This is a genomic window from Brevundimonas sp. KH_025, assembly GCF_057839885.1.
The window spans coordinates 3,061,136-3,077,539 of the sequence record NZ_CM174501.1; the positions used below are offsets into that span (position 1 = coordinate 3,061,136).

Annotated in this window: 17 protein-coding genes; 11 read left to right on the forward strand and 6 right to left on the reverse strand. The window is 68.6% G+C overall.

Translation table 11 applies throughout. The annotated features are described in order from the left end of the window. Positions 1–67 precede the first annotated feature (67 nt). On the forward strand, positions 68–967 hold the full coding sequence (locus AC3IS2_RS15115) for a class I SAM-dependent methyltransferase (RefSeq protein WP_489198607.1): 900 nt from the start codon (positions 68–70) through the stop codon (positions 965–967). Next, positions 964–1,989: an alpha/beta fold hydrolase gene (locus tag AC3IS2_RS15120; protein ID WP_489198608.1), complete on the forward strand. Its 1,026-nt coding sequence runs from the start codon at positions 964–966 to the stop codon at positions 1,987–1,989. Before AC3IS2_RS15115 ends, AC3IS2_RS15120 begins: the two co-directional genes overlap by 4 nt. 121 nt (positions 1,990–2,110) lie before the next feature. On the opposite strand, the gene hisN is transcribed toward AC3IS2_RS15120, so the two are convergent. Beyond that, entirely contained in the window at positions 2,111–2,887 is a 777-nt protein-coding gene (gene hisN, locus AC3IS2_RS15125; RefSeq protein ID WP_489198609.1) for a histidinol-phosphatase, read from the reverse strand. A gap of 39 nt (positions 2,888–2,926) precedes the next feature. Then, positions 2,927–3,304 carry a helix-turn-helix domain-containing protein gene (locus tag AC3IS2_RS15130; RefSeq protein ID WP_489198610.1) on the reverse strand — a complete coding sequence of 126 codons (378 nt, stop codon included), beginning with the start codon at positions 3,302–3,304 and terminating at the stop codon, positions 2,927–2,929. 188 nt (positions 3,305–3,492) lie between these two features. Between AC3IS2_RS15130 and AC3IS2_RS15135 the strand changes: the two genes are divergently transcribed. Next, on the forward strand, positions 3,493–3,750 hold the full coding sequence (locus AC3IS2_RS15135; protein ID WP_489198611.1) for a GlsB/YeaQ/YmgE family stress response membrane protein: 258 nt from the start codon (positions 3,493–3,495) through the stop codon (positions 3,748–3,750). A gap of 71 nt (positions 3,751–3,821) precedes the next feature. Here the strand turns inward: AC3IS2_RS15135 and AC3IS2_RS15140 are convergent, their stop codons facing one another. Next, complete coding sequence (locus AC3IS2_RS15140) at positions 3,822–4,274, reverse strand: superoxide dismutase (RefSeq protein WP_489198612.1); 453 nt, start codon at positions 4,272–4,274, stop codon at positions 3,822–3,824. 147 nt (positions 4,275–4,421) lie between these two features. On the opposite strand from AC3IS2_RS15140, the gene AC3IS2_RS15145 reads away from it, so the two are divergent. Beyond that, complete coding sequence (locus AC3IS2_RS15145; RefSeq protein ID WP_489198613.1) at positions 4,422–6,101, forward strand: phosphatidylglycerol lysyltransferase domain-containing protein; 1,680 nt, start codon at positions 4,422–4,424, stop codon at positions 6,099–6,101. Positions 6,102–6,377: 276 nt separating this feature from the next. Here AC3IS2_RS15145 and typA read toward each other — a convergent pair whose 3' ends face one another. Beyond that, on the reverse strand, positions 6,378–8,210 hold the full coding sequence (typA, locus tag AC3IS2_RS15150; protein ID WP_489198614.1) for a translational GTPase TypA: 1,833 nt from the start codon (positions 8,208–8,210) through the stop codon (positions 6,378–6,380). 128 nt (positions 8,211–8,338) lie between these two features. Beyond that, positions 8,339–9,397, reverse strand: coding sequence for a YeiH family protein (locus AC3IS2_RS15155; RefSeq protein ID WP_489198616.1), 1,059 nt, complete (start codon positions 9,395–9,397; stop codon positions 8,339–8,341). Positions 9,398–9,480: 83 nt separating this feature from the next. On the opposite strand from AC3IS2_RS15155, the gene AC3IS2_RS15160 reads away from it, so the two are divergent. Beyond that, the gene (locus AC3IS2_RS15160) at positions 9,481–10,350 is read left to right on the forward strand and encodes a LysR family transcriptional regulator (RefSeq protein ID WP_489200166.1); all 870 of its coding nucleotides are present in this window, start codon (positions 9,481–9,483) and stop codon (positions 10,348–10,350) included. A gap of 39 nt (positions 10,351–10,389) precedes the next feature. Here the strand turns inward: AC3IS2_RS15160 and AC3IS2_RS15165 are convergent, their stop codons facing one another. Then, on the reverse strand, positions 10,390–12,438 hold the full coding sequence (locus tag AC3IS2_RS15165) for an OPT family oligopeptide transporter (protein ID WP_489198617.1): 2,049 nt from the start codon (positions 12,436–12,438) through the stop codon (positions 10,390–10,392). Between the two features lie 109 nt (positions 12,439–12,547). Between AC3IS2_RS15165 and mutM the strand changes: the two genes are divergently transcribed. The 6 genes from mutM to rpsT all read left to right on the forward strand — a co-directional run bounded on the left by mutM (position 12,548) and on the right by rpsT (position 15,913). Next, entirely contained in the window at positions 12,548–13,381 is an 834-nt protein-coding gene (gene mutM, locus AC3IS2_RS15170; protein ID WP_489198618.1) for a bifunctional DNA-formamidopyrimidine glycosylase/DNA-(apurinic or apyrimidinic site) lyase, read from the forward strand. A gap of 97 nt (positions 13,382–13,478) precedes the next feature. Beyond that, the gene (locus tag AC3IS2_RS15175) at positions 13,479–13,943 is read left to right on the forward strand and encodes a hypothetical protein (RefSeq protein WP_489198619.1); all 465 of its coding nucleotides are present in this window, start codon (positions 13,479–13,481) and stop codon (positions 13,941–13,943) included. Positions 13,944–13,967: 24 nt separating this feature from the next. Continuing rightward, the gene (locus tag AC3IS2_RS15180; RefSeq protein ID WP_489198620.1) at positions 13,968–14,456 is read left to right on the forward strand and encodes a hypothetical protein; all 489 of its coding nucleotides are present in this window, start codon (positions 13,968–13,970) and stop codon (positions 14,454–14,456) included. Next, positions 14,456–14,674: a helix-turn-helix transcriptional regulator gene (locus AC3IS2_RS15185; RefSeq protein ID WP_105562742.1), complete on the forward strand. Its 219-nt coding sequence runs from the start codon at positions 14,456–14,458 to the stop codon at positions 14,672–14,674. Before AC3IS2_RS15180 ends, AC3IS2_RS15185 begins: the two co-directional genes overlap by 1 nt. A gap of 40 nt (positions 14,675–14,714) precedes the next feature. Next, on the forward strand, positions 14,715–15,500 hold the full coding sequence (locus AC3IS2_RS15190) for an enoyl-CoA hydratase (protein WP_489198621.1): 786 nt from the start codon (positions 14,715–14,717) through the stop codon (positions 15,498–15,500). A 143-nt stretch (positions 15,501–15,643) separates the two neighbouring features. Continuing rightward, on the forward strand, positions 15,644–15,913 hold the full coding sequence (rpsT, locus tag AC3IS2_RS15195) for a 30S ribosomal protein S20 (protein WP_489198622.1): 270 nt from the start codon (positions 15,644–15,646) through the stop codon (positions 15,911–15,913). The last annotated feature ends 491 nt before the right edge of the window (positions 15,914–16,404 follow it).

Here is a 16,404-nt window from a genome sequence, read left to right on the forward strand (position 1 = left end):
GTTTTGACGCTGGCGCAGAAGCGCCTTAAGCCCAAGGGCGTGACCCAGCGGATGGAAGGAGGCGCGGATGTCTGAGCGATCGACCCGTCGCGCTGTCCTGGCCGGAGCCTGCATGGCCGCTTTCGCCGGCCTGGCCGCCTGCGGCAAGAAGGAAGAAAAGGCTTCAGCCACGACGCCCGCCGCGCCCGCCGGACCGCCCGAAGGCTCGCTGGAATGGGCGGTCGCCGGGTCCTGGCGCTCGGCGGCGGACAAGGCGCGCGACGCCTGGCGCCACCCGATCGAGACCCTGCGCTTCTTCGGCCTGCAGCCGAAGATGACGGTGGTCGACTTCTGGCCCGGAAGCGGCTGGTACATCGAGATCCTGGCCCCCTATCTGAACAAGGGCGGCGGCGCCCTCCATCTGGCGGGCTTCGCCGAGGGGCCCGCGGTCAATCCGGCCCAGATCGCCGTGAACAACGCCCTCAAGGCCAGGCTGGAGGGCGACAAGAAGCTGTATGGCGCGGTCCAGTTCAGCGCCTTTGGCGCGGGCACGGGGCCGGTGGCGCCCGCCGGGACGGCCGACCTGGTGCTGTTCATGCGCTACATCCACGCCTGGATGGCTGCGGGCATCGCCGAAAAGGCCTTCGCGGATGCCTATGCGGCCCTGCGCCCCGGCGGCGTCCTGGGCGTCGAGCAGCACCGGCTGCAGCCGGACGAGGATCAGGATCCGGCCGCAGCCAACGGCTATGTGCAGGAAGCCTTCGTCAAGCAACTGGCCGCCGAGGCCGGCTTCGTCTTCGTCGAGGCGTCCGAGATCAACGCCAACCCGGCCGACACCAAGGACCACCCCTTCGGAGCCGACACCCTGGCGCCGACGCGCCTGACGGCTCCGGCGGGCCAGCCCGTCGACCCGGCCTTCGACCGCGCCAAATACGACGCGATCGGCGAGAGTGATCGCATGACCTTGAAGTTCAGGAAGCCCGAGTGAACCGCGCCACCGCCTTTGCCGCCCATGCGCCCCTGATGGGGGTTCCCGGCGCCGCCTCCCCTCCCGGCGGAGAGGGCGACTGGTTCCGCGGCGCGGGCGGGCTTCGCCTGCGCGCCGCCCTGTGGACGCCGTCGGCCATGGTGGCCAAGACCCCGCGCGGCACCGTGGTGCTCAGCCCCGGCCGCACCGAGCCGATCGAGAAGTACTTCGAAGTCATCGGCAACTTCCTGGCGCGCGGCTTCTGCGTCCTGGCCCACGACTGGCGCGGTCAGGGCCTGTCGGCCCGGCTGCTGCCCGACCGGCTGCGCGGCCATGCCCGCGCGGTCGAGGAGTTCCTGGACGACTACGCCCGCCTGCTGGACGCCTATGAGACCAAGGCGCCCAAGCCCTGGATCATGGTCGGCCATTCCATGGGCGGCTGCCTCAACCTCTTGTCGCTGGAGGCGGGCGAGAGCCGCTTCGCCGGCGCCGTCCTGTCCAGCCCCATGCTGCGCATCAAGACGGGCAAGCGGTCGATGTGGTCGGTCAAGCTGGCGGTGCGCTGGAACCTGCGCCACGGCAAGGCGGGCGACTATGTGCTGGACAATCCCGACGATCCCTTCGACCACACCTTCGAGAAGGACGGCCTGACGTCCGACCGCGCGCGCTACGACCTGTGGCGTCAGCAGCTCTACGCCTGCCCGCATCTGGCCATCGGCGGCCCGACCTGGGGCTGGCTGGCCTTTGCGCTCGACGCGGGCGAACGCGCGTTGAAGCCGCGCGCGCTGAAGGCGGTGAAGATCCCCGTCTGCGTGGTTCAGGCCTCCGAGGACGACAAGGTCTGGAAACAGACCAACCGCTGGGCGGCGCGCCGTCTGGGCCGCGGCCGCTATGTCGAGGCGCCGGGCGCCCTGCACGAAGTCATCATGGAGGCGGACCCGCTGCGCGGCGTCTTCCTGGACGAGTTCGACGCCCTGGCTGGCTATGTCGCCCCCGCCGAGGGACAGGCGGCGACCGCTGCGCCTGTGAAGGGCGCGGCCTAGAGCCTGATCGGTTGAGGTGGAATCGCTTCGCGATTCCACTGATGCCGTGAATCAGGCTCCAGGATTGATGCTGGAGCGAAGATCTGGGTTCAGATGCGATCGCATCTGAACCGATTTCGCTCTAGGCGTTCAGAACAGCGAGGGTCTGGTCGGTCAGAGCGGCGTCGCCGACGGCCAGGATGCGGCCGTCGCCGTCGGGCGCCTGGCCGCTCCAGCTTGTGACCTTGCCGCCCGCCGCCTCGATGACCGGCAGCAGGGCGGACCAGTCCCAGACCTTCAGTTCCGTCTCTGCAACCAGGTCGATGCGGCCCGCCGCCACCATGGCGTAAGCGTAGGCGTCGCAGCCCAGACGGGCCAGTCGGGCCGAGGCGCGCAGCCGCGTCCAGGCCTCGCGGTCGGCGCCGACGAAGATGTCGGGGTCGGTGGTGGCGATCAGGGCGTCGGACAGGGCCGGACAGGCGCGGGTCTTCAGGGCGGTCTCGCTCCCGTCCCGCAGCAGCCGCGCGCCCGACGGGCCGCCCAGAAACACCTCGGCGAGATAGGGCTGGCCGATGGCGCCGATCACCGGCGCGCCTTCATGGCGCAGGGCGATCAGGGTGGTCCACAAGGGCAGGCCGGCGATGAAGGCGCGGGTGCCGTCGATGGGGTCCAGAATCCAGACATGCTCGGCCTCGGGCCGGTCTTCGCCGTATTCCTCGCCGATGACGCCGTGGTGCGGGTAGCGGGCGGCGATCAGGCGGCGGATGGCGGCCTCGGCGGCGCGGTCGGCCTCGGTGACGGGGTCGAAGGCGCCGGGTCCGGCCTTGTTTTCCTCGGCGTTGTCGCTCCGGAAATAGGGCAGGGCCGTGCGCGCGGCCTCATGCGACAGTTCGACGGCGAAGGCTTCCAGCTCGGTCATGGCGGCGGCATACACCGCCCGCCCTGCCGGGGCGAGGGGTCAGGCCGCCTCGTTGTCGGTGTGCAGCGACCGGGCCAGATCCAGCAGGCGGCGACGCGGTCGTTCGTCCAGCTGATAATAGGCCTGGATCAGGTCGAGGGTCTCCTTGCGGGAAAAGCTCTCTGCGGCGGCGCCCGCGCCCTCGCGGGGTTCCAGCGCCTCGGCCAGGCCGTCGTAGAAATAGCTGACCTGGGTTTCCAGAGCCTCGGCCAGCTCCCACAGGCGGGCGGCGGAGATGCGGTTGGCGCCGCACTCGTACTTCTGAATCTGCTGGAACCGGATGCCGACCTGAACGGCGAGCTGCTGCTGGGTCAGGCCCAGCAGACGGCGGCGGCGGCGCAGGCGGCGGCCCAGATGAAGATCGATGTCGGCGGCCATGACGGCCCCTTTCTCTGTCCTACGGGCGCTGTGTCGAAACGACACGGCTCGCCCGTCGCGCCGCAAGCGCCGTGCCGTATTCGCCTTTCCGGGGAATAGCGACGCTTGGGCGGCGCGCGGACGCAACCCCTGGGCGAGCGGCGCATTACCGCCAAGGCAGTCAAGCCTGACTGAAAGGGAGCATGGGAATGAGCGGTTTTGGGTGGATCGCCTGGATCATCATCGGCGTCATCGCCGGATGGTTGGCGGAAAAGATCATGAAGCGGAACCACGGCCTGCTGACCAATCTGGTGGTGGGCGTCTTCGGCGCGCTGATCGGCGGGTTCCTGGCCAATAACCTGCTGGGCGTGGACGCGGCTGGAAACTGGATCGTCGGCGTCATCGTCGCCACCATCGGCGCGGTGGTCTTGTTGTTCCTGCTGGGGTTGATCAAGAAGCGCGCCTGATCATCGCGACATCGAAACGACAAAGGGGCGGCCCGTGACGGGCCGCCCCTTCTTCATTCCGGCCTGGCGGATCAGGCGTTGGGTTCGTCAGCCGGCGGCTCCACCGGCTCGGCAGGCGGGGGCGCATCGACAGCGTCCGTGGGCGGGGTCGCCTCAGCCGGAGCCTCGTCGGCGATGGCGGCGGCGGCCTGGAAGTCGGACAGGCTGGCGTTGACGACGATGGCGTCGCTGTCCTGGCGGATGCCGGCCACCGACACGGCGCGCACCGCGCCGTCGGCGCCGCGCACGGTCAGTTCCTGACCCGCGGCGCCGTTCCGGGCGCCGACCAGCTTGCCCAGCTCCGAACCATCGGCGCTCTTGACCATGGCGCCCGGCGTCAGGGTCAGGCTTTGGGGTTGAGCCGGAGCCGCCTCAGCGGGAGCCGGTTCGGGCGTCTGCGGCGTCGTGGCGTCCTGAGCAAGCACAGGAGCGGCGAAGAGGAAGGCGCCGACGATGCCGGTCAGCAGGGCGGTCTTGCGGATCATGGGGTCACTCTGGTTGAACGAGTCTGGCGCTCGCGAAAAGGTGAACTCGCGGCGTTTCGGATTGTTTCAGGCGTCCTGAAATGACCTTTTCCGCGCCGCAAACGGCCGATTCTTGCTCTATGAGGGGCGATGACACCGAGAGGGCGAATGACAGCGACGAAGCGGCCGGGCGGCCAGGGCCGGGGTGGACTGGCGCGGATCCTCCAGCGACTGGGCGGGCTGGTCTATGAGTTGACGCCGCAGGTCTTCGCTGTGGCCTCCTTCGCCCTGGGCGCCGTCATGCTGTTGTCGGCCGTCACGCCGGCCTTCAGCGGGCGGCTGCAGGCGCTGAACCAGTTCTCGGCGCCCATCCTGATCGACCTGTCCCATTTCGCGGCCAGCGTGACGGGCTTCATGCTGCTGCTGGTCTCGGCGGGTCTGTGGCGGCGTCGGCGCGGCGCCTACTACGCCGCCCTGTTCGGTCTGATGCTGGGGGCGGTCTTCTCCCTGATGAAGGGCCTGGACTGGGAGGAGGCGGCGGAGCTGACCCTGGCGGCGGCCCTGTTGCTGCCGTGCCGGGCGGCCTTCAACCGGCGCTCGCGGCTGGGCGAACCGCTGCGGCCCGGCTGGCTGCTGATGCTGGCGGCGGCCGTGGCGGCCATGCTGTGGCTGGGCTTCTTCGCCTATCGCGACACGGCCTATACCGACGAGCTGTGGTGGACCTTCCTGACCGACACCCAGGCCTCGGGCTTCCTGCGGGCGGGCGCCGTGTTGGCGATCCTGACCCTGGCGGTGGCGGTGCGTTCCCTGCTGACGGCGCCGGGCGCCCGCAGCCACGCGCCGGCCGGACCCGACGAGATCGAGCGGGCCCGCGCCGCCCTGGCCGAGGCGGATACGGCCTCGCCGGAGGCCGGTCTGGCGCTGTTGGGCGACAAGGCCCTGTTGTTCAGTCCGTCAGGCCGCAGCTTCATCGCCTATCGCGTGCAGGGGCGGCGCTGGATCGCCATGGGCGAGGCCGCCGGCCTGAGGGAGGAGCGGCTGGAGCTTTTGTGGGCCTTCGCCGAACTGGCCGACAGCTACGGCGGGGCGCCGGTCTTCTATTCGGTCGGCGAGGGGATGCTAGCCGATCTGGCGACCCTGGGCCTGGCCGTGCGCAAGGTGGGCGAGGCGGCGGTGATCGAGGCCGAACATTTCTCGACCGAGGGCAAGGGCAAGCAGAACCTGCGCACCGCGGTGAACCGCGCCGAGCGCGAGGGCACGAGCTTCGAGGTCTTGGCGCCCGGCGCCGCCCGTCCGCTGGAAGCCGAGCTGCGCGCCGTCTCCGACGCCTGGCTGGACCACCACAACGGATCGGAAAAGGCCTTCTCGCTGGGCCGCTTCGACATCGACTACCTGGATCGGTCGCCGGTCGCCGTGGCGTGGGAAGGCGGCCGCATCGTCGCCTTCGCCAACCTGCTGCTTGGGGCGCGCGGCGAAGAGGCGATGATCGATTTGATGCGCCACGCGCCGGACGGGCCGCACGGGGTGATGGACTATCTGTTCACACGCACGGCGCAGTGGGCGCGGGCCGAGGGCTTCAAGCGGCTGGATCTGGGCATGGCGCCCCTGTCGGGTCTGCAGGACCGGCGTCTGGCCCCCGTCTTCGCCCGCGTCGGCGCCCTGGTGTTCGAGGAGGGCGGCGCGGTCTACGGCTTCCAGGGCTTGCGCGCCTACAAGTCCAAGTTCGGCCCGGTCTGGCGGCCGAAATTCATCGCCGCCTCGACCACGACCCCGCTGGCCCTGGCTCTGCTGGACGTGGCCCTGTTGACCAGCGGCGGCTGGCTGGGCCTGCTGGGGTTGAGGAAGTAGGACGCTCGCCCCCACGCTGGCTGTCATCCCGGACGACCTGAAAGGGCGATCCGGGACCGCAGGAAGCTCCAACGGTTGTGTGCTGGGCGGTCCCGGCTCTCCGCTACGCTGCGGCCGGGATGACGTGAAAGGGAGCGGCTCCAACTCACGCAGCAAGCCAAAAGGAGCGGGCCTCAAGTAGCCCGAAGGGCGGTAGGCCCAAGGGAAAGCGTGGTAGGCCCCCAAAAAGAAGGCGACCCTTGCGGATCGCCCTCTTCATTTCGGTTGTCGTCAGCCTCAGTCGGGGCGCTGGCGCTTCTTGCGGAACGAGGGGTTCAGGATCTGCTTGCGCAGACGGATCGACTTGGGCGTGACCTCGACCAGTTCGTCGTCGCCGATATAGGCGATGGCCTGTTCCAGCGACATCTGGCGCGGGGGGGTCAGGCGAACGGCCTCGTCCTTGCCGGCGGCGCGGACGTTGGTCAGCTGCTTGCCCTTGATCGGGTTGACGTCCAGGTCGTCCCAGCGGGCGTTCTCGCCGATGATCATGCCTTCGTAGGTCTTCTCGCCGGCGCCGACGAACATGACGCCGCGGTCTTCCAGGTTCCACAGGGCGAAGGCCGCCGTATCGCCGTCCGAGTTCGAGATCAGCACGCCCTTCAGACGGCCGGCGATCTCGCCCTTGTAGCCTTCATAGTGGCTGAAGACGCGGTTCAGCACGCCCGAACCGCGCGTGTCGGTCAGGAACTCGCCCTGATAGCCGATCAGCGAACGCGACGGGCATTTCAGGCTGATGCGGGTCTTCCCGGCGCCCGACGGGCCCATGTCGGTCATTTCGGCCTTACGGGCCGACAGCTTCTCGATGACGATGCCCGAGAACTCGTCGTCGACGTCGATCATGACGTCTTCGATCGGCTCCATCTTCTCGCCGTTCTCGCCGGTCTGGAAGACCACGCGCGGACGCGAGATCGAGACCTCGAAGCCTTCGCGGCGCATGTTTTCGATCAGAACGCCCAGTTGCAGTTCGCCACGGCCGGCGACCTCGTAGGCGTCGCCGCCTTCGGTCGTGGTGACGCGGATGGCGACGTTGGCTTCGGCTTCCTTCAGCAGGCGGTCGCGGATGACGCGCGACTGGACCTTGTCGCCTTCACGGCCGGCCAGGGGGCTGTCGTTGACCGAGACGGTCATGGAGATGGTCGGCGGGTCGATCGGCTGGGCGTCCAGCGGCTCGGTGACTTCCATGGCGCACAGGGTGTCGGCCACGGTCGCCTTGGACATGCCGGCGATGGCGACGATGTCGCCCGCTTCCGAACCCTCGTCCAGAGCCTGACGCTTCAGGCCGCGGAAGGCCAGGACCTTGGTGATCCGGCCGCGCTCGATTTCCTTGCCTTCGCGGTCCAGGGCGTGGATCGCCATGCCGGGGACGGCCTTGCCGCTTTCGATACGGCCGGTCAGCAGGCGGCCCAGGAAGGGATCGCTTTCGATCAGCACGTCCAGCATGCGGAACGGCTTGTCCTTGTTGGCCTGGACGGCGGGGGCCGGCACGTGGCGCACGATCAGGTCGAACAGCGGGGCCAGGGTGTCGTTGGGCTGGTTCAGATCCAGCGTGGCCCAGCCGGCGCGGCCCGAAGCGTAGATGTGCGGGAAGTCCAGTTGTTCGTCCGTCGCGCCGATGGCGGCGAACAGGTCGAAGGCTTCGTTGTGCACGCGGTCGGGATCGGCGTGGGCGCGGTCGACCTTGTTGATGCAGAGGATGGGACGCAGGCCCATCTTCAGCGCCTTGGTCAGAACGAACTTGGTCTGGGGCATGACGCCCTCTTCGGCGTCAACCAGGATGACGCAGCCGTCCACCATGCCCAGGATGCGCTCGACTTCGCCGCCGAAGTCGGCGTGGCCGGGGGTGTCGATGATGTTGATGCGGGTCTCGCCCGCTTCACCGTTCCACAGGACCGAGGTGCATTTGGCCAGGATGGTGATCCCGCGCTCTTTTTCCTGGTCGTTGGAGTCCATGGCGCGCTCGGTCGTCGCCTCATTGGCTCGGAAGACGCCGGACTGGGCCAGCAGCTGGTCGACCAGGGTCGTCTTGCCGTGGTCAACGTGGGCGATGATAGCGACGTTACGAAGGTTCATTTCGGGCTCGGGCGGACTGTGTTCGGCCACGGAAGTCCGGGCCGCTGCAAGATGCGGAAAGCAGGAAGGAAGCGGCGCCTCTTACAGCCCTATCGTCCGAAAGGCCAGCGCGGCGGTACGATTGTGCGTCAGCCCGGCAGAATCAGCACGATCGTCGCCAGCGCCAGCAGGCCGATCAGCAGGGCTGACAGGGCGGCGACGGCCGCCACGCGGGGCCCGGCGCGGACCACGGCGCGCGGATCGACCATCAGCCCCAGACCGGCCATGGCGATCAGGGTCATCGACGTCACCCCGGCCTGCAGCGGCGGCAGGACGACTTCCGGGATCAGGCCGGCGGAGCGCAGGCCCATCAGGATCAGGAAGACGATGATGAACCAGGGGGCCATGTGGTGCAGCCTGGGCCGCTTGGCGCCTTCCACCCGGCCCGAACGCATCAGGCCCAGCACCAGGCAGACCGGGCCCAGCATCAGGACGCGAACCAGTTTGACGATCGCGCCTGTCTGGACGGCCAGCATCCCGGCGGGGGCGGCGGCGGCCAGGACCTGAGGCACGGCATAGACGGTCAGGCCGGCCAGGACGCCGACACGGGTTGCGTCGTAGCCCGCCAACGCCCCGACGACGGGGACCAGCAGCACCACGAGGATGCCGAGGACGGCGGTGAAGCCGATGGCGGCGGCCACGTCCTGGCCCTCGGCCTCGATGACCGGAGCGACGGCGGCGATGGCCGAGTTGCCGCAGATGGCGTTGCCGCAGGCGACCAGCAGGGCCATGGCGGGCGGCAGGCCGAAGGCCCGGCCCAGGGCATAGCCGCCGACGATGGCCAGGGCGACCACGCCGACGATAGCCAGCAGCATGACGGGGCCGAGCGCCATGACGGCGGCGCCGGAGACGGTCGCGCCCAGCAGGGCGACGGCCACCTCCAGCAGGGTCTTGGCGCTGAAGGCGATGCCCGGCGTCCAGACGCTGGACGGGGTCCAGAACAGCCGCAGACCCGCCCCCATCAGGATGGCCAGGACCAGTCCCTCGATCCACGGGTGGCCGAACAGCGAGGTCTCGATCAGTTGCAGGCCGTAGGCGACCGCGCCGATCCCGGCGCTCAGCAGGACGCCGGGCAGCAGGCGGGCAAGCGCCTGCTGCGGGGCGGTCAGGCTGGGGCGGGCATGGGCGGGATGATGGGCGGTCGTCATGACGGCGCATTCTCTGCTCCGTCATCTGATCGTTCCAACGGATAGTTCTGGATTTAACGATCGATAAAAGCGATTGATTGGCCATGACGCTGGAACAGCTTCGCATCTTTGTCGCCGTGGCCGAGCGTCTGCACATGACGCGCGCGGCCGAGGCGCTGAATCTGACCCAGTCGGCGGTCAGCGCGGCGGTCGCGGCGCTGGAGGCGCGGCACGGCACCCAGCTGTTCGACCGGGTCGGGCGGGGACTGGCGCTGAACGCGGCGGGCGCGGCCTTCCTGCCCGAGGCCCGCGCGGTCCTGGCCCAGGCCGAGGCGGCGGAGCAGGCGCTGGACGATCTGGCGGGGCTGAGGCGCGGTTCAGTGCGGCTGTTCGCCAGCCAGACCATCGCCGCCTACTGGCTGCCGCCGCGCATGGCGGCCTTTGCGCGGGCGCATCCGGAAATCCAGCTGCACCTGTCGATCGGCAATACGCACCGGGTGGTCGAGGCGGTGCTGGCGGGCGAGGCCGAACTGGGCCTGATCGAGGGGGCGTTCGAGGCGGCAAGGGTGGAGAAGGTGCGGATGGACGCGGACCGGCTGGTCGTGGTCGCGGCGCCGGGGCATCCGCTGGCGGGACGGGACGAGCCCCTGTCGGCGGCGGAGCTGAAGGCGCTGGACTGGGCCTTGCGCGAAGAGGGGTCGGGCACCCGCAGCGAGTTCGAGGCGGCCTTGCCGCGCGGCGTGGCGGGAAGTCTGCGCGCCGTGCTGACCCTGCCGTCAAACGAAGCCATTCTGTCGGCGGTGGCGGCGGGGGGGCTGGTCACGGCGATTTCGGAACTGGCCGCCCAGCCCCTGATCGAGGCGGGGCGGCTGGTTCGTCTGCCGCTCGATCTGCCCGAGCGGCCGTTTCATCTGCTGCGTCACCGCGAACGGCGGCCCAGCCGCGCCGCGGAAGCTTTTGCTTCCGCGCTTTAGAGGGAGAACGGAGGCTTTCGCCTCCGCGCACTAGTCAGGTCAGACCTTGGCCGAGCGGCTGCGGATCCACGAGTAGAGGGCGAAGGTCAGGACGGCGAAGGCGACCAGGCCGGCCCACATGGCGGGCCAGGCGCTGCCTTCGGGCAGCAGGGCGAACGGGGCTTCGTCCCGGGTGCTGACGATGACGGCGGCGGTGAAGACGCCGAACAGGCTTTCGCCGACGATCAGGCCCGAGGCCAGCAGCACGCCCATGCGGCGGCCGACGTCGGCGAAGCGGGTCGTGGCGATCCACCTGTCGTAGGCCCAGCCGCAGACGGCGCCGACGACCAGCATGGTGGTGACGGCGGCCGGCAGATAGACGCCGATGCCGGCGGCCAGCGGCGGCAGCTTGACCTTGTCCTTGGTCGCGCCGCGCAGGACGACGTCCAGGATGATGACGCCGACGCCGACGGCGGCGCCGATGCCGATCAGGTCCCAGCGCAGCTCGCCGCTGATGACGCCCTTGGCCAGGGCCGAGATCAGGGTGGCCTGGGGCGCGGCCAGGGTCTGGGCGCCCTGGACGATGGCGGGCGGGCCGCCTTCGAAGCCGAAGGCCTGGTTCATCATGTCCAGCACGAAGGGGATGACCAGGGCGCCGGCGACGACGCCGACCAGCAGGGCCGTCTGCTGACGCCAGGGCGTGGCCTCGACCAGCTGGCCGGTCTTGAGGTCCTGCAGGTTGTCGTTGGAGATGACGGCCACGGCGAAGACCACGGCGGTGACGATCAGGGCGAAGGCGATGATCGACGGATCAGCCGGCACGCCGGAGATGGCCATGACGCCCAGCATGAGCAGCGAGGCGATGATGATGGCTAGGATGCCGACGCCCGAGACCGGGCTGTTGGACGAGCCGATCAGACCGGCCATGTAGCCGCAGATGGCGGCGACCGCGAAGCCGATGACCACGACATAGATCAGCCCGCCGACGACCAGCAGCGGGGTCGAACCGGCCAGGGCCGTGCCCTGGGCGAAGACGGCCAGCAGGACGGCGATGCCGACCAGGGCCGCGATGGACAGCAGGCCGACGATCTTGATCGGAATGTCCTGCTCGGTGCGGTCCAGAACCTCGCCCTGGGCGCGTTTGGACTGGGCGGCGATGGCCGAGGCCAGGCCGGCGACCAGGGGCTTGGCCAGCTTGGCCAGGGTCCACAGGGCGGCGACGCCGATGACCCCGGCGCCGATGAAGCGGACTTCCTTGGCCCAGACCGTCATGGCCAGTTCTTCGGCGGGCGCGCCGGCGGGCAGGCCGGCGGCGATCGAGGGCACGCCGTGGGCCGTGGCCCAGGCCACGAACTCGGGCGAGGTCAGGATGGGGACGAAGATCAGCCAGGCCAGGACCAGGCCGAACAGCTGGGTCAGGCCGACGGCCAGGCCGATCAGGTGGCCGGCGCCCAGAAGGGCGAACTGCATCGAGAAGCCGACGCCGGTGGCGCCGCCGCCCAGCGCGGCGGGCAGGCGCAGGAAGGCGACGGTTTCGGCCGCGAAGACGCGGGCCGAGGCCAGGAAGGCGAAGAAGGCCGAGGCGACGGCGCTGCCGATCACGACGACCAGACCCGAACGGTTCTCGCGCACGGCGCTTTCGGATTCATCCGCGCCGGGCGAGCCGACCTTCAGCACCTCGGCGGCGGCGACGCCTTCGGGGTAGGGCAGGCCGCCCTGCACCACCAGGGTGCGGCGCAGCGGAATGGAGAAGGTCACGCCCAGCACCCCGCCGAGCACGCAGATGGCCACCGACTCCCAGAAGGGGAAGTTCATCCACCAGCCGATCATGACCAGGCCGGGCAGGACGAAGATGATCGAACTCATTGCGCCGCCGACCGAGGCGACGGTCTGAACCGTCATGTTCTCCCAGATGGTCGAACCCTTGAAGGCGCGCAGCAGGGCCATCGAGATGACCGCCGCCGGAATGGCCGAGGCGAAGGTCAGCCCGACCTTCAGCCCCAGATAGGTGTTGGCCGCCGTGAAGACCGCCGCCAGCAAACAGCCCAGGATCAGGGCGCGGATGGTCAATTCGATGCGTTTGCCGGTCCCGGCGGGTTTGTCTGTCATGCGGGGTTCTTTCCGTTGTCGCGTCGGAGGTAAGCCGGAAAGCGGCGCCGTGACAACGGGGCGCGCGGCTTGCCTTCTCCCGCAAGGAGAGAAGGGCTAGGTTTTTCCCATGCCTGAATTGCCCGAAGTCGAAACCGTGCGTCGCGGCCTGGAGCCGGTGCTGGAGGGGGCGCGGCTGACGCAGCCGCGTCAGAACCGGCCGGATCTGCGCTTTCCCTTCCCCGAGCGGTTCGTCGAGCGGCTGGACGGGGCGATGGTGCTGCGGCTCGACCGGCGGGCCAAGTATCTGCTGTTCCCGCTGTCGACCGGCGAGACCTGGGTGACGCATCTGGGCATGACGGGGCGCTTTACGTTGCAGGAGGCGGCGCCGGGCAAGCATGAACATATGAGCCTGATCGCCGAGCGGGGCGGGGTGCTAACGCGGCTGGGCTACGCCGACGCGCGGCGCTTCGGCTTCATGGGGCTGATCCCGACCGAGGCGGTCGAGGGCCACGCCTGGTTTTCGGAACTGGGGCCGGAACCGCTGGGCAACGCCTTCTCCGCCGCCCATCTGGCCGAGGCCTTCGCCGGCAAGGCGCAGAACATCAAGGTCAGTCTGCTGGACCAGAGGATCGTGGCGGGGCTGGGCAATATCTATGTGTGCGAAGCGCTCTATCGCGCCCGCATCTCGCCGCTGACCCCTGCGGGCAAGGTCAGCCGGCCCCGGCTGGAGCGGCTGGCGACCGAGGTGAGACAGGTCCTGGCTGACGCCATCGTGGCGGGCGGCTCGACCCTGAAAGACTTCGCCAATGTCGAGGGCGGGCAGGGCTATTTCCAGCATCGTTTCGACGTCTATGGCCGCGAAGGCGAGCCGTGCCGGACCGAGGGCTGTGCAGGCACGGTGGCGCGCGTGGTCCAGGGCGGGCGCTCGACCTTCTTCTGTCCGGTCTGCCAGAAGAAGTGATGTGTCGGAAAAATCCGACGCGATGTAAAAAATTATAGACACGATGTCTGCGTCATGCGACATCGCCTCATCGCTTGGGATCAAGGAGGAGGCGGGAATGTCGTTCAGGGAAAAGCTGTCGTGGGGCGTTCTGCTGACCACCTCGACGGTGTGGAGCTTCTATTTCGTGCGGCTGGGGCTGAAGGCGGCCGACGGCCTGCTGACCCAGGACCTGGTGCTGTGGACGCTGGGGATCTGCGTCGCCTTCAGCGTGGCGGCCCATGTGGGTTTCTCCATTCTGGCCACGGTCAGCTCGTCGAAGGCTGATCTGGCCGTGGTCGACGAGCGCGAGCAGGGCGTGGCGCTGAAGGCCAGTCAGGCGGCCTTCATGACCATGAGCGTGGTGATCGGCGGTCTGGCGGCCTTCGCCTATGTCTATGCCCGCAAGCATCCGGACCTGCTGGGCGCGGACGCCCTGGCCCCGGCCATGCTGCTGGCCGCCAACGGGGTGATCTTCGCCCTGGCCCTGGCCGAAGTGGTGCGCCACGCCACCCAGATCACCCTGCTGCGCCGGGTCGGCTGAAGTCCGAACACAGAGGAGCGTGTCATGACCTTTCGTGAGAAGCATCTGTGGATCAGCATCGTCTCCACGGTAGTGATCTGGGGCGTCTATTACTGGCGGTTCGGCGAGCGGGTGCTGGAGGGCGGGCTGCGTCAGTCCTCCTTCGCCTGGGACATGGGGCTGATGTTCGCCGGGGCGACGGCTGTCGTCGTCGTGATCGAGCTGGTCCTGACCCTGATCGCCCATCTGACCACGTCCAAGGCCGAGCGCGAGGCGCGCGACGAGCGCGAGACCCTGGCGGCGCTCAAGGCCAGCCATGTGTCGCTGATGGCCCTGATCGCGATCATCATCACCCTGAGCGGCGTGGCCTATTTCGCCGGCCTGGGCGACGTCGTCGCGCCGGGCGCGGGCAAGGCTCTGACCACCAACGCCAACGCCATGGTGGTGATCGCCAATGTCCTGCTGGGCGCGATCGTCGTGTCCGAGATGATCCGCTTCGTCTTCACGGTGGTCCTGCTGCGGCGGGGGCGGTGATGGGAAAAGCCCCGCCCCCCATCAAGAACCGCATCCGCGAACTGCGCTTTCACGCAGGCGAGATGACCCAGGCCGATCTGGCCGCGCGGATCGGCATGACGCGCCAGACCATCGTGGCCATGGAGCAGGGCAAGTACTCGCCCAGTCTGGAGGCCGCCTTCCGCATCGCCCAGGTCTTTGGCGTCGAGATCGGCGAGGTGTTCCAGTGGGAGGGCTGAGGCGCTAGACCTCCGCTCGAACGATATAGAGGAGCGCCTGATGGCCGACGCCTATTCCACCCTGCTGATCGAACGTCACGCCGACGGCTATGCGGTCGTCACCCTGAACCGGCCCGAGGCGCTGAACGCGCTGAACACCACCCTGACCGGCGAACTGGGCGACTTCCTGGAGAGCGCAGCCGACGACGACAGCGTGCGTTGCGTGGTCCTGACCGGCTCGGTGAAGGCCTTCGCCGCCGGCGCCGACATCAAGGAGATGGCGGACCAGGCCTATGCCGACATGTATCGCGGCAACTTCTTCGCCCGCGCCCACGACCGGGTGGCTGGGTTCCGCAAGCCGATCATCGCGGCGGTCTCGGGCTATGCCCTGGGCGGCGGCTGCGAGCTGGCCATGCTGTGCGACTTCATCATCGCCTCGGACACGGCGAAGTTCGGCCAGCCCGAGATCAACCTGGGCGTGGCCCCCGGCATCGGCGGCTCGCAGCGCCTGACCCGCGCTGTGGGCAAGGCCAAGGCGATGGACATGTGCCTGACCGGCCGGATGATGGACGCCGCCGAGGCCGAGCGCGCCGGTCTGGTCTCGCGCGTGGTGGCGTCTGACGCCCTGCTGGACGAGGCGCGGGCGACGGCGGCCAAGATCGCCGGGCAGTCGATCCTGGCCGTCATGGCCAACAAGGAACTGGTCAACGCCGCCTTCGAGACGACCCTGACGCAAGGGGTGGTGTTCGAGCGCCGCCTGTTCCACTCCCTGTTCGCCTTCGAGGACCAGAAGGAGGGGATGGCCGCCTTCGTCGAGAAGCGGAAGCCCGCCTTCACGGGGCGCTGAGGTTCGCTCAAACCTAGGCTCCGACTCAATTCCGGCCGGGTCGCGTTGACCGGCCGGAGCCTTTCCGCTATAGCCGCCCGCTCTTGAGATTTCCTCGCCGTGGACGTGGGTTCGCGGCGTTTTCGTTCGAAGGTTTTTACCCGATGGCCAACAATGCAGGCGCCCGCAAGGCGATCCGCAAGATCGAAGCGCGGACCGAAGTGAACAAGGCCCGCCGCACCCGCGTTCGCACCTACCTGCGCAAGTTCCAGGAAGCCCTGACGGGCGGAGACGTCGAAGCCGCCAAGGGCGCCTTCATCACGGCTCAGTCGGAACTGATGCGCGCCGTGTCCAAGGGCGTGGTTCACAAGAACACCGGCTCGCGCAAGGTTTCGCGCCTGGCCGCCCAGCTGAAGAAGCTGTCGGCCGCCTGATCAAGGGGCGTCGCGGACGGGGTTTCACGCCTTTGTCAAACGACGTCATTTGATGCGTTCGGACGACCCGTAACAGGGTTGTCGCAAGAAAATCTAACGATTTCAACGGCGAGGAAGCGCAAGCTCCCTCGCCGTCTTGCTGTCCGGCGCTAAGTCGCCGGCGGAATCCAGCGTTGGGAAATGGGGCGAAACCGCCATTTTCCCAAGCGCTGCCGGGGTTTGCCGGAGTCAAACAATTTAAGTGCGAATCTCGACTCGAATCAGCGTTGATCTCCGCCGCGCGGCGCGTAAGTTCGAGGGGTAACGCACTTCCATCCAATCTGGATGAAGGCGAGGGAAATCAACGGTTTCCCTCGGCGGGAGATGTCTGTCTGTGAGTACGACCCCACTCGCGAAGCCTGGCTTCGCGGGGCAGGAGAAGTCGTCCCGGATCGGCGGCTTCGAAGGGCGTTCGTTCGGTGGACAAAACTAACTCTGGCGGGTGTCTGAGA

Bases quoted from the DNA above. Each gene is read 5' to 3' on its own strand.
- AC3IS2_RS15115 (WP_489198607.1), top strand. From the start codon at position 68: ATGTCTGAGCGATCGACCCGTCGCGCTGTCCTGGCCGGAGCCTGCATG.
- hisN (WP_489198609.1), bottom strand. From the start codon at position 2,887: ATGACCGAGCTGGAAGCCTTCGCCGTCGAACTGTCGCATGAGGCCGCG.
- AC3IS2_RS15130 (WP_489198610.1), bottom strand. From the start codon at position 3,304: ATGGCCGCCGACATCGATCTTCATCTGGGCCGCCGCCTGCGCCGCCGC.
- AC3IS2_RS15135 (WP_489198611.1), top strand. From the start codon at position 3,493: ATGAGCGGTTTTGGGTGGATCGCCTGGATCATCATCGGCGTCATCGCC.
- AC3IS2_RS15140 (WP_489198612.1), bottom strand. From the start codon at position 4,274: ATGATCCGCAAGACCGCCCTGCTGACCGGCATCGTCGGCGCCTTCCTC.
- AC3IS2_RS15145 (WP_489198613.1), top strand. From the start codon at position 4,422: ATGACAGCGACGAAGCGGCCGGGCGGCCAGGGCCGGGGTGGACTGGCG.
- typA (WP_489198614.1), bottom strand. From the start codon at position 8,210: ATGAACCTTCGTAACGTCGCTATCATCGCCCACGTTGACCACGGCAAG.
- AC3IS2_RS15155 (WP_489198616.1), bottom strand. From the start codon at position 9,397: ATGACGACCGCCCATCATCCCGCCCATGCCCGCCCCAGCCTGACCGCC.
- AC3IS2_RS15160 (WP_489200166.1), top strand. From the start codon at position 9,481: ATGACGCTGGAACAGCTTCGCATCTTTGTCGCCGTGGCCGAGCGTCTG.
- AC3IS2_RS15165 (WP_489198617.1), bottom strand. From the start codon at position 12,438: ATGACAGACAAACCCGCCGGGACCGGCAAACGCATCGAATTGACCATC.
- mutM (WP_489198618.1), top strand. From the start codon at position 12,548: ATGCCTGAATTGCCCGAAGTCGAAACCGTGCGTCGCGGCCTGGAGCCG.
- AC3IS2_RS15175 (WP_489198619.1), top strand. From the start codon at position 13,479: ATGTCGTTCAGGGAAAAGCTGTCGTGGGGCGTTCTGCTGACCACCTCG.
- AC3IS2_RS15180 (WP_489198620.1), top strand. From the start codon at position 13,968: ATGACCTTTCGTGAGAAGCATCTGTGGATCAGCATCGTCTCCACGGTA.
- AC3IS2_RS15185 (WP_105562742.1), top strand. From the start codon at position 14,456: ATGGGAAAAGCCCCGCCCCCCATCAAGAACCGCATCCGCGAACTGCGC.
- AC3IS2_RS15190 (WP_489198621.1), top strand. From the start codon at position 14,715: ATGGCCGACGCCTATTCCACCCTGCTGATCGAACGTCACGCCGACGGC.
- rpsT (WP_489198622.1), top strand. From the start codon at position 15,644: ATGGCCAACAATGCAGGCGCCCGCAAGGCGATCCGCAAGATCGAAGCG.